The 12,169-nt window shown below is 58.5% G+C and carries 8 protein-coding genes and 2 pseudogenes; 7 read left to right on the top strand and 3 right to left on the bottom strand.

Going from position 1 to position 12,169, the window contains the following annotated elements; genetic code table 11:
• Window positions 1–194: 194 nt before the first annotated feature.
• Both VGI36_14885 and VGI36_14880 read right to left on the bottom strand, forming a co-directional pair.
• Complete coding sequence (locus tag VGI36_14885; protein HEY2486432.1) at window positions 195–1,295, bottom strand: efflux RND transporter periplasmic adaptor subunit; 1,101 nt, start codon at window positions 1,293–1,295, stop codon at window positions 195–197.
• 63 nt (window positions 1,296–1,358) lie between these two features.
• On the bottom strand, window positions 1,359–4,544 hold the full coding sequence (locus VGI36_14880; protein ID HEY2486431.1) for an efflux RND transporter permease subunit: 3,186 nt from the start codon (window positions 4,542–4,544) through the stop codon (window positions 1,359–1,361).
• Window positions 4,545–5,014: 470 nt separating this feature from the next.
• Here VGI36_14880 and VGI36_14875 point away from each other — a divergent pair, with 470 nt between their 5' ends.
• From VGI36_14875 to VGI36_14865, 3 genes are all read left to right on the top strand, one after another.
• Window positions 5,015–5,566, top strand: coding sequence for a MarR family transcriptional regulator (locus tag VGI36_14875; GenBank protein ID HEY2486430.1), 552 nt, complete (start codon window positions 5,015–5,017; stop codon window positions 5,564–5,566).
• On the top strand, window positions 5,553–6,776 hold the full coding sequence (locus VGI36_14870; protein HEY2486429.1) for an HlyD family secretion protein: 1,224 nt from the start codon (window positions 5,553–5,555) through the stop codon (window positions 6,774–6,776). Before VGI36_14875 ends, VGI36_14870 begins: the two co-directional genes overlap by 14 nt.
• A 158-nt stretch (window positions 6,777–6,934) precedes the next feature.
• The gene (locus VGI36_14865) at window positions 6,935–8,464 is read left to right on the top strand and encodes a DHA2 family efflux MFS transporter permease subunit (GenBank protein ID HEY2486428.1); all 1,530 of its coding nucleotides are present in this window, start codon (window positions 6,935–6,937) and stop codon (window positions 8,462–8,464) included.
• Between the two features lie 146 nt (window positions 8,465–8,610).
• On the opposite strand, the gene VGI36_14860 is transcribed toward VGI36_14865, so the two are convergent.
• Window positions 8,611–8,868 carry a hypothetical protein gene (locus VGI36_14860; protein ID HEY2486427.1) on the bottom strand — a complete coding sequence of 86 codons (258 nt, stop codon included), beginning with the start codon at window positions 8,866–8,868 and terminating at the stop codon, window positions 8,611–8,613.
• A gap of 89 nt (window positions 8,869–8,957) precedes the next feature.
• On the opposite strand from VGI36_14860, the pseudogene VGI36_14855 reads away from it, so the two are divergent.
• From VGI36_14855 to VGI36_14840, 4 genes and pseudogenes are all read left to right on the top strand, one after another.
• A pseudogene (locus VGI36_14855) lies at window positions 8,958–9,248 on the top strand (SDR family oxidoreductase).
• A gap of 405 nt (window positions 9,249–9,653) precedes the next feature.
• Window positions 9,654–10,178 carry a hemerythrin domain-containing protein gene (locus VGI36_14850; GenBank protein ID HEY2486426.1) on the top strand — a complete coding sequence of 175 codons (525 nt, stop codon included), beginning with the start codon at window positions 9,654–9,656 and terminating at the stop codon, window positions 10,176–10,178.
• Window positions 10,179–10,822: 644 nt separating this feature from the next.
• Window positions 10,823–11,155, top strand: a complete 333-nt coding sequence (locus tag VGI36_14845) for a hypothetical protein (GenBank protein HEY2486425.1) — start codon at window positions 10,823–10,825, stop codon at window positions 11,153–11,155.
• 38 nt (window positions 11,156–11,193) lie between these two features.
• Window positions 11,194–11,934, top strand: a pseudogene (locus VGI36_14840) (SDR family oxidoreductase).
• The last annotated feature ends 235 nt before the right edge of the window (window positions 11,935–12,169 follow it).

Here is a 12,169-nt window from a genome sequence, read left to right as displayed (position 1 = left end):
GCGCCTCCTTTGCCACCAGGTTGGACCGGCATTTACTGCGCCAAGCCCATGAACGACCGGATAAGGTCCACGGCGATCGTCGCCGACAGAATAAAGAACACTCCAATCAACAACCTGTTTACTCGTTCGTTCATGCTCGGAAGGCGTGAGAGAAACCTTCACACCTGCGTGAAATGCGTGAGTACGTTGCATTGTCACTTTCCTGCCATTCGCACCGGCTGGACGCTCTCGCCGTCAAGCGCGGCTTGACCAACATTCATCGCCACCAGGTCGCCATCGTGGAGGTCCCCGGAGACCGCGACACTGATCCCGTCATCATGTCCGAGCCGCACTTCCTCGAGATGAAGCTGATTGCTGCGCACCACCGGCAGATAGACCTTGTCGTCGCGGAAGATCAGCGCGTCGTCGGGCGCGACGAGTCCGCCCGCGCCACCCGCGGCGGAAAGCTTCACCTTCCCGTACATGCCGGGCATCAACTTGAGATCGCGATTCGGCAGGTCGACCTCGACCAGCATCGTGCGCGAAGCCGGGTCGAGTGCTTGCGGATGCCGGGTTACCGTGCCGTCGAACTGCTCTTCCGGGTACTCCTCGACGGTGACCGAAGCGCGGTCTCCGTCGTGAATGAGAGGCGCCAGCGTCTGGGGCACGTAGGCAAAAACGCGAAGCGGCTGGAGAGTCGCCAGCCAGACGATCGGCGTGTTACTGGAAATGGTCGACGGACTGGTTGATTGCGGTATCAACGCTCCCGGATCGACATAACGGGCGGTTACGACTCCGTCGAACTGCGAGGTAACCGCCTCGTACGATTGCATCGCCACTTCCTGTTGGTAGAAGGCTTTGGCTTCGAGCATCTGGGCGTGTTGGTCGTCGGCCATCTGCTGCGAGATCACACCGTTGTTGAGCAGGTACTGATCGCGGCGGTCGGTCACATCCTGGTACTGGTAGGAGGCCTTCGCGTCGGCAACCTGCTTATCGGTCTCAGGGGATTCGATGATAGCGATCACTTCGCCCTTGTGGACGCGGTCCCCCTTATCGACCATGAGTTTCTTGAGGTATCCGGCGACCTTCGCGTAGACGGGGGTCTCGATGAAGCCGCGAATCGTCACTGGGACTTCGTAGGTACCCGCACTGCCGGCCTGGTTGATTGCCTCCACCAGCACGCGCGGGCCGCGATTCATTTTGTCGGTCAGCTCAATGCTCTGCGATTGCAAGCGCATCTGGTAGGCGAGGACGATTCCGCCCGAAACCAGCGACACCAGCAAAACACTGACGGTTGAACCCAGAATGAAGCGCAATCGGCTGCTCCGGGTTTTGATCGGCCTTGGATTTGTTGTTGTCATTTTGAAAGACCTCTCTTTCTAGACGCCCGGAAAGGTAATCGAATCGACACGATGGTCACGCTCACGCTTGGTGATGAGCGAAAGGCTGAAGATCGAATAGATCGCCGGCACCACGAAGAGGGTCATGAGCGTAGCGACGATCAGGCCTCCGATGACGGCACGGCCGAGGGGTGCGTTTTGTTCGGATCCCGAGCCTAGCGCCAGCGCCATCGGCAGCATGCCGAGAACCATCGCAAGCGCGGTCATGATGATCGGGCGAAACCGGATTCGTCCCGCCTCAATCGCGCTTTCTAACGGGCTCTTGCCTTCCTCGCGCAACTCGTTGGCAAAGGTGATAAGCAGGTTGCCGTTGGCAACTCCGACGCCCACCGCCATGATCGCGCCCATCAAGGACTCGACGTTGATGGTGGTTCCCGTGATCACCAGCATCCAGAGGACGCCCGCAAGCGCTCCGGGAATCGCCGTGGTGATGATGAAGGGCTCAAGCCACGACTGGAAATTCGCGGCCATCAGTAGATACACGAGCACGATCGCCAGGACGATGCCTCCGCCCAGGGTGCGGAAGGAATCGCGCATCGCCTGGCTCTGGCCGCGAACGTTGATCAGGGTGCCGGCAGGAAGCCGACCCAAGGAGCCGATCGCACGTTCCACCGCGCGGGTTGCACTGCCGAGGTCGCGTCCCGATACGGCACAATCGACGTCGATGACGCGCTGCACCGAATAGTGATCGACCACCGCCGGATCGACGCTGTGCTGAACTGAGGCGACGTTCGAGAGAAGCTGGGTTGAGCCGGTCGGGTTATTTACCTGTCCCTGGGTGAGAGGAATGTTCTCAATCGCGTCTACCGAATTCATCAGGTGGTAGGGCGACTGGGCGATGACGTTGTATTGCACGCCATTTTTGGGATCGAGCCAGAAGTTGGGTTGGAGCAGGCTGGCGCCATACAGCGTGGAGAGCGCGCTCGACGCAGCCTGCTGCTCCGTTACCCCGACCTCCAATGCCTTGGTGCGATCGACGTCTACCCTGAGGGCCGGATAATCGAGCGGCTCGGCGATGCGTATGTCCACCAGACCCGGAATCCTGTTCAGCTTGCGCTGCAGGCGGGCCGCGTAGGCGTAGTCCGAATTCAGATCGTTGCCGGAGACCTGCACGTCGATCATCGCCGGCAAGCCGAAGTTGAGAACCTGGCTCACGATATCGGCGGCCTGGAAATATCCCACCACTCCGGGATAATCGTGCGCGAGCATCGCGCGAATCTTGTCCTGGTATTCCTGAGTTGGATGGTGCCTGGGCTGCAGCTGAATCAGGATGTCGGTGTCCTGCGCGGCTACACTGTCGGTCTGGTAGAAGCCGAGGTCGTAGTAAAGCGGGATGCCGATGTTGTCGCTGATGCTTTCGAGTTCATTGGCCGGGATGACCTTGCGAATCGAAGTTTCAATCGCCTGTACGATTTGCTCGCTGCGTTCTAGGCGCGTCCCTGTCGGCGCCCGCACGTGCATGCGCATCATTCCGGCATCGACAGTGGGAAAGAAGTCCTCACCGACGACATATATGAGCGGGATGGTAGCGACGATCGCACAAGCCACCGCGCCCAGAGCGATTGCGCGATGCTCGACGAACGACTGAAGGGCCCTAACATACCATTCGCGTATCCGCTCGACGCCTGCCTCGAATTGGATCAACAGCCGCCCGAGGCGTGTGTCTGCATCCGGCTCCTCGTGCCGCTCGGGCAGCAGGTAGGAGGCCATGGTGGGCACCAGCGTCCGCGAGAGCAGGTATGACGTCAGCATCGAGAACACCACCGCTAGCGCCAGGGGAGTAAACAGGAATCGCGCGACACCGGTCAGCAAGACGACGGGGAAAAACACGATACAGATCGAAAGCGTGCCGACCAGGGTGGGCGTAGCGATCTGGTGCGCTCCGTCCAGGATCGCCACCAGCAAGGGTTTGTTCATCGCGTGGTTGCGGTGGATGTTCTCGACCTCCACGGTCGCGTCATCGACCAGCATCCCGACCGCAAGCGCGATACCGCCGAGCGTCATCGTGTTGATTGTCTGGCCGAACAGTTTGAGCACGACGATCGCGGTGAGGATGGAGAGCGGAATCGAGGTGATCACAATCGCCATGCTGCGGCCCGACCCGGTAAAGACCAGAACCATCAGCGCGACCAGGAAGGCGGCCATTGTCGCCTCGCGGATTACCTCAAACAGCGCGGCACGAACGAACTTCGATTGATCGAAGGTCAAGGCGACCTTGATCCCCTTGGGCGCGGTTGCGCGGATAAATGGGAGCCTCGCCTTAACCGCATCGACGACCGCGAGGGTCGAGGCCGCGGCATGCTTGATGACCATGAGGTAGGTGGCCGGATTGCCATCCACACGCACGATGTTGGTTTGCGGTTGATGAGTATCGGTTACATGAGCGACGTCTCCGAGCAGGACCGGCGCTCCGTTGACGATTTTGATCGGCAACCGGTTGAACCCGCTCATCGAGCTCGGGCTCATGTTGATGTCGACGTGGTATTCGTAGTGGCCGATCCGAGCGGTGCCTGCAGGGATGATCACGTTGGAAGTGGCTAGCGAATTGCCGATATCGTTTGGGGACACGTTGTTGGCGTAGAGCTGCGTCGGATCGATATTCACCATCACCGCGCGCTGCACGCCGCCGAGGGGGGCCGGCGACGAAAATCCTGGAATCGTAAAAAGCTGTAGACGCAGGAAATTGAATGCGTAGTCGAACAACTGCTGGCCGGACTTTGTGTCGCTGGTGACATTGAGCTGCGCGACCGGAACGTTCGAGGCGTTGTAAGAAATGATTTGCGGCGGCTCGGTGCCGCGCGGAAGCTGGGAAAGGATGGTCTCGGAGACGGCGTTGATTTGCGCGATGGCGCCGGCGATATCGGCGTCGGGCTGAAAGTATACCTTGAGCAGACCGACACTCAGCATCGACTCGGACTCGATATGTTCGATACCGTTGACGGTAGTCGAATAGGCGCGTTCGCTGATGATGACCATGCGCCGTTCCACATCTATCGGCGACAAACCGGGGTAGGTCCAGATGACCATCACGACCGGGATGTTGATGGCAGGGAAAATGTCGACGTTCATCAGTGCGAATGACAGGCTCCCCAGCACCAGCATCAACAACGCCATGACCACGACCGAAATCGGCCTTTTTAGAGCGATACGAACCAGCCACATCATGGGTGATGCTCCTCCTCGGTTCGCAATGGAGGGCGTGAACTTCGACCTCACACACACGTGAAAACACGGGCCCGGGATTTGCCGTAGCTGCCCCGGGCGCGTTTTGGCATATCTGGGCGCGTTTTACGGAGCTAGGATTCTGACCCTCGCGTCTGTCGCGGTTCGCTTCACGGATCGGGTTGGTCGTCTCACCATTCGCGCACCGCCGCGTTTCTACCCATGAGCTAAGGGGAATCCAGGTCGAGACAAAATTGGTCCCCGGGTTACGCCTCGGCCACCTGTCGTGGCGGGGCGGGTGCTCGCTTAGTGCGGGGGCCAACCTAGGTACGATTGTCCCGGCTTAATCCTGCATCCGGGATTCTCCTCGCAGAATGCGAGGAATTTCGCGAAACGCAGGCGGTTTGGTCACTTGAATTTAGTTAACAACTAAATTATTTATGGCATGACTATCGCTTACGAGGGAGAACGCCATGCCCCAAGGTTCTAAAGCCATCGACCGTGAACAACTGGTTGCGCTTTTTGCGCGTATCGACAATCAAGCTTCGGTGGTAGCCACGAGAGCGCTGATCCGATCGGCATTTCTCTTCACCAATAACCCTGACCGCCCTTACCATGCGCTCGGCATGAACGTCTCAGAAGTCGATGTGCTCGCCGCAATTGCACGAGCTAAAGGCATGGCCCTCACGTGCTCAGAGATTGCCGAGGCAACCCTGATCACCAAGGGCGGCATCACCGGAATTCTCGACCGTCTCGAAGCCCGGGGATTGGTGCAGCGAGTGGCCTCGCAGGACGATCGTCGCAGCGTCGTGATTCAGCTCACTGAAAAGGGCGTTGACCTGAGCCACCGGCTGTTCACCAAGCTGGCGCACGACGACGAGGATGTCTTCGCAAAAGCTCTTAAGCCCGAGCAGATCAAGCAATTCAGCAAACTGCTCGCCTTGCTGCTCCGCAGTTTGGAGGCGGATAGCACCGCGACACGAGCGGGGGGACCGGAGCCCAGCCATGGACATGAACGAATTTGAACGCAACAGCGAGATAGAGCCGGTCCAGAGTTCGCACGAAGCAAGTGAGGGAGAATCCACCGCTCTCGAGGTGAAAGATGCTCTCCACGAGGATATCCGAGCCCTCAGGCTCCAACTTGAGCGGCTGCAGGCATTCCGACCAACTCAGCACCCGGACCACGAGGATTCGCCCGAAGGGCTGCTGAGCGAACAGGTGGACATCGATCAGCCCAACCGTTCAGCCCTTGCTGAGCGGCTGCGCCGGTGGAGTACGTCCCGCATTATTCTCGCAGCACTTGTCGCGGCGATTCTGAGCGTCGGCGGATTTCAGCTTTGGAAGTATGTTCAGTCGTACCAAGACACCGATGATGCGCAAGTGGATGGGTACCTGGATCCCGTCAGCTCGAGGATTAACGGAACCATCAGCGCGGTCTATGTCGACAACAACCAATCCGTCAAAGCGGGACAGCTGCTAGTTCAACTGGATCCGCGTGACTACCAGGTCGCGGTTGAGCAAGCCCGCGCGCAACTCGTCCAGGCGCAAGCCGATGTTAATTCGGCTCGCCAGCAGTATGTCGCGGCTATCGCCACCGTCCGACAGGCGGAGGCGCAGAACTACCTCGCGCAACGCAACGCTCAGCGCTACACCCAGCTCATCAAGTTGAAGGTCGTTTCCCAGTCTGAGTTTGATCAGTACGATGCGACGGCCCGGGCTCAAGCCGCAACCGTGAACACGGACGAGGCTGGGGCGGCGAGCGCCCTGCGCACCATCGCTTCTCGCGAGGCACAGGTCCAGGCGGCGCAAGCCGCGCTCGATCAGGCCGAGCTCAACCTGAGTTACACGCGCATCATCGCACCGGCGGATGGAGTCATCGGCAATCGCAGTGCCCAACTCGGTCAACGTATACAGCCCGGGCAGAGCCTGATGGCGCTGACCCAGGAGCAGCTCTGGGTAACCGCGAATTTCAAGGAAACGCAACTCGCCCGGATGCGTCCAGGTCAGGCAGTCACGATTCATCTTGATGCGCTCGGACGTGACTTCGAGGGACACATCGATAACATGCCCGGCGCGACGGGGTCGCTTTACGATTTGCTTCCGCCAGAAAACGCGACCGGCAACTACGTCAAAATTGTGCAGCGTCTCCCGGTCCGGATCGCCTTTGATCGCGGACAGGATCTGACTCAGTTGCGTCCCGGCATGTCAGTGGAACCAAAGGTATGGCTGCGCTAGCGAACAACGACGCCGGCCCTCCTGGTCCTGGCGATCGCGAGGGGGCGCATCGAGTACCCGCGAGGCGCCCAGCTCCTAATGGGGGCGAGCGAAGGAGCGCGACCCTTGCGCCGGTAACTGATTTTCAAAGACCGCACCTCAACCCATGGGCAATCGCAATGACCGTGACCCTGGCGACGTTCATGGAAGTCCTCGACACCAGCATCGCCAACGTAGCGCTGCCGCACATTGCCGGATCATTGTCGGCCAGCGTGGACGAAAGCACCTGGGTGTTGACTTCTTACCTGGTCTCCAACGCTATCGTCCTGCCGATGAGCGCGTGGCTTTCGACCAGGATCGGACGCAAGCGCTTCTACATGACCTGCGTGGCGCTGTTCACGCTGAGCTCATTCCTCTGCGGCCTCGCACCGAGTCTCGGAATTCTGATCCTTTTTCGGGTGTTGCAGGGTGCAGGTGGCGGCGGTCTGCAACCGAGCGAGCAGAGTATTCTTGCGGACACTTTTGCGCCTGAGCAGCGCGGGATGGCGTTCGCGGTCTATGGAATGGCAATCGTGGCGGCGCCTGCACTAGGCCCAACGCTCGGTGGATGGATTACCGACAACTACAACTGGCGTTGGATTTTCTTCATCAACATCCCCGTGGGAATCCTCTCGCTGCTTCTGACCCACCGGATGATTCAGGATCCGCCACATCTGGTGCGTGAGCGGCAGCTTGCTCGCCGCCAGCGAATGCGGATCGATTTCATCGGGCTGGCACTGCTCGCGTTGACCTTCGGCCCTCTGCAGGTAGTTCTGGACAAGGGGGAAGAGGACAACTGGTTTCAATCGCATTTTATCGTCGCGTTCGCCTCGATAGCAGCGGCGGCATTTGTGATCGGGGTCATCTGGGAACTCTATCAGAAACATCCGATTGTCAATCTGCGCCTCTTCACGAATCGCAACTTTGCGGTTTCCGCCATGCTCATGTTCGCGCTCGGCTTTATGCTTTACGCCACTACGGTCCTGCTGCCGGAATTCGTCCAGTTGCTGATGGGTTACACCGCCGAACTGGCGGGAACGGCTCTTTCCCCGGGCGCTCTGCTGATCATGGCGTTTATGCCGCTGGTGGGATTTCTGATCATGCGCGTGGACGCTCGGTGGATAGTCGCGTTTGGCTTCCTGGTTTTATCCGCGTCCCTCTTTCACATGACCGGGATTGATCTCCAGATCAGTTGGTGGAACGCGATGATGCTCCGGACGTATCAATCGATCGCGCTGGCCTTTCTATTCGTGCCCATCAACACCGTCGCCTATGTCGGAATGAAGCCGGAGCAGAACAATCAAGTATCGGGACTGATGAATCTGATGCGCAATATCGGCGCGAGCGCAGGAATCTCGCTGACCGGTGCGATGGTGACCGAACGTGCGCAATTCCATCAGGCGCAACTCGCGCAGAGCGTAACCTCTTACAATCCACGAATGCAGGCGGCAATTCAGAACCTCGCGGGCCGGCTGGGACCGGCAGGGCTCAGTACGCCCGATGCGATCCATCAGGCGTACGGCCGCATCTATGCGGGTCTCCAGGCACAGGCGCAGACGTTCGCGTATATCGACACGTTCTGGGTCCTGGCGGTTCTCGCCTTGTGCGCTATACCGATGGTGTTCTGGCTGGCCCGACCCGAGCCAGGCAAGCCGGCGGTGGCGCACTAAGAGGAGGAGCGATGAAATACCGCGCAATTAACCTAATCGCCGCTTCCGCGTGCTTATGCTGCGGGATCGCCTACACCGTTACCAACAGACCACTAACATCGATCGCAATCCTGGTCGTGCTCGGACTTGCGAATCTCGCATTCATCCTAGTCCGATAATGCTTTCGACACCGGCTTAACCCGGAGAGTCACGGAGGTAAGAAGACCCTGACGGACAAGACCGCCATCATCACCGGTGGTAGCCGTGGTATCGGCCGCAACACTGCCATCAATCTCTCTCGGCGCGGCGCCGACATCATCTTTACCTACCACTCGAATCGGCGAGAAGCTGAGTCTCTCATCGCCGAAATCGAAGCTATCGGAAGGAAAGCCGCCGCATTCCGCCTCGACCTCGGTGATACGCATTCATTCGACGGATTCGTGGCCGATGTGCGCAAGATGCTGGGGACCTGGAGAAGGGAGCGCTTTGACTACCTTGTGAACACAATGCAGGCAATTCCCTGCAGGTCGGCTTTGAGCAAATGACGGAGGCCCAGTTCGATGAGGTGGTCAACGTCCATTTCAAAGGCGTCTACTTCCTGACCCAGAAATTGCTGCCCGTGATGAATGACGGCGGACGCCTCGTGAATATTTCATCGGGCCTGACACGCTTCTCTTTTCCAGGGAGTTCTGCATACGCAGCCGCAAAAGGAGCCGTCGAGGTTCTGACCCGCTACCTGGCCAAGGAACTCGGACCGCGTGCGATCACCGCAAATGGTGGTCGCGCCGGGCGCGATTCAGACTGATTTTAGCGGTGGCATGGTGCGGGACAATCCCGAAGTCAACAGACAGGTTGCCGAAATGACCGCACTGGGTCGTGCGGGAGTACCTGATGACGTTGGACCGACGATCGCTGCGCTTCTCTCGCACGAGAATGGCTGGGTGAACGGTCAGAGAATTGAGGTTTCTGGCGGGGCGGCTCTCTCAGCTAGAGGTTCCTGCCAGAACAAAAGGCTCTCGCTCGGCTGTCACGCCGCGTGACTTCGGCAACCGCTCTTGAGAGTTCGGTGATTTTCAAGAGCAAACCGCTCGCCGCTATTCGCGGCAAGAGATCATTTAGAGTGAGCCAGGGTCGTGGCACTACCGGCGATCTCAAGCCAGGCCGCATTAGGCATCGCTATTGCTAGAGGTTTGTAAGCGGAGCATGACAGATGAAAGCCATAGAGGTCGCGAACGGAAAAAAAACCGACTGCTTTACAGCGCTGCCTGATCTCGAAGTTCCGATGATCAATAGTCTCGTTTCGTGTTTGGCACGCGAGCACCTGAAACTGGACGAGCAGATCATGCAATTGGCTCTGGTGGCTACCAGGCTCGCTGCGGATCCGAACGACAATCAAACTAGTGCGCGGGCGATGGAAGTGTGGGAGAGCATCCGGCGCTATCTCTGGTCGCATCTGCAAATCGAAGATGAGCTTGTTCTGACGTGGGGCGAGGCACATCGCGCGATTGCGGTCGCACTTGGCGAAACGCTCGAGAACGAACGCCGGGAGATGCGCAGGTTATTAGCCGTGCTCGGGTCTTACGCGGGACTCCGAGGAACCTCTGAAGATTCCAGCGACCGCGAGGGTTTCGCGAAATCCCTGCTTGCTCTCTCGCGAACGCTCGCCACGCACGTCGAGCGCTACGAAGGCGAAGTGCTGCCGGCGATTCAGCGTGCGTTGTTTCATGCTGCCTAGGCGTTTTCGCAGGAATTGAGTCACCTCAGTTCCACGCCGCGTATTCCCAATCTGAAAACCCAACGGCCGCGAAGCTTGCGTGCGGTAGTGCGGACGGGTTGTTTTGCTGCCGCCGGCTTAGCCACGGCACACCTGCTTCCACTGCGGTCTGACTTCTTGGCCAGATATTTGCCTACGCAAATCTTTGAAGTACATGCAACGAGCTGTAAGGCGACGGACAATGGAACATTCCATCGAAGTTGACGCTAACGGACCCGTCGCGGTGCGCGAACCGCGTCGCGATTTGCCAACCGGCTTTCCGATCGCGGACTCGGATGACGGCGACTCACCTGAAATCGTTGAGGAACGTCCACGCCAGGCCTGGTCGAATGAGACATCTTTGACGAACGGCGACGGTTGATTGCTCGAGCTTCTAGCATCTGCATGACTTCGGCGGGTGTGCGCGGCGGAGACCGTGCCCTGCCCTCGGACTTGCCGCGCGATCTGAAACAAACCGTCGATTCTCCAAAACAGAGTCAAGCCAGTGACGGAGCGTTGCCAATAGAGGGCTCCGACTAAGTCGGTGATGCCACCGCGCTGCGGATCGCGTTGGTCCGATAGTTGTATGTGCAATGACTGTCTAGACCTGAAGCGAAGCAACTTCTATGAAAGACAAAGCTCAGGGGTTCGCGATTCGCAAAGATCGTCGCGGCTTGCAGCGGCTGGGTCGCATTTTTGCGAGCCTCTTCAAAGTCGCGCTCCTGGTGACGGCTCTGGGCTGCTACTGGCGATGGAATCACTGTGATCTGGGAGCCGGGCCGATCTTTCTAAGCGAACGAAAGCTGGCCACCGCAAATGCAGCATATTTTGTGTCCTCCTTTGGTCTGTTGGGAAGCGCTGCGCTCATCGTAACGACGCTCAAGGTCGTGCGAGGCCGGGCCGAAGTCAGACTGAGGAAGCAGACCGGGCAAATTCAGCCGAGAAAGTTCACTTGTTAGTCACCCTTAAAGTGAAATCTCGATGAGGAGCAATCACTTTGAATGGGAAACTCGAAGATAAAGTAGCAGTCATCACCGGAGCTGACAGTGGAATCGGTCCTGCCACCGGCAAGCGCTTCGTAAGCGAAGGGGCGTACGTTTTCAATGGACGCCGTGAAGCGGAGCTGAGCACGGCCGTGAAGGAAATCGGCCGGAACGTTACCGCCGTCCGGGGTGACGTCGCCAAACTCGCCGATCTGGACAAGCTATACGACATCGTGCGGAGGACCACGGGGCGTGTCGACATAGTATTTGCCAATGCCGGTGTTGCGGAGATTGCTCCGCTTGGAGAAATCACGGAAGAGCATTTTCAAAGAATATTCGATATCAACGTCAAGGGCCTGGTGTTCACAGTCCAGAAGGCCCTGCCATTGATGCCGAACGGAGGTTCGATCATTCTCAATGCCTCCATCGTGGCCAGTAAAGGGTGGGCAGGATGGAGCATCTACAGCGCCACAAAAGCAGCGCTGCGTTCGTTCGCGCGCACCTGGACTCGCGGATTTGAAGGATCGCCGTATTCGAGTAAACGCCATTAGTCCGGTGGTCATCGACACGCCTGGATTAACCGAACTACTCCATCCGACGAAGCAAAATATCGAAACCCTTCCGACGGAGTTCCGATCGGCAGGATTGGAACGCCAGACGAAGTCGCGAAGGCAGTGGTTTTTCTCGCCTCGGAGGACAGCAGCTATGTCACCGGTGCGGAATTCTTCGTCGACGGCGGCGTCGCCCAAGTCTGAATTGCGCGATTGAAGAGAGCGCGGTCAAATCTAAATCGCAAACATTCATCTTTGTTCTAAGGAGTTTCACGTGCGGCAGTTGCAACTGATGGCTTTTGGCGAACCCTCGGATGTCATCCAACTCAGTACTCTCCCCGAACCAACCCTCGGTCCCGAGGATGTGCTGGTTGCGATGGAAGCGGCATCACTCAATCCCTCGGATTTTTTACTCGTCCGCGGCATCTACGCGCTCCGG

The organism is Candidatus Binataceae bacterium (genome assembly GCA_036495685.1).
In the GTDB taxonomy this organism is placed as follows: Bacteria; Desulfobacterota; Binatia; order Binatales; family Binataceae; genus JAFAHS01.
This window is presented reverse-complemented; position numbering and strand designations above follow the sequence as displayed.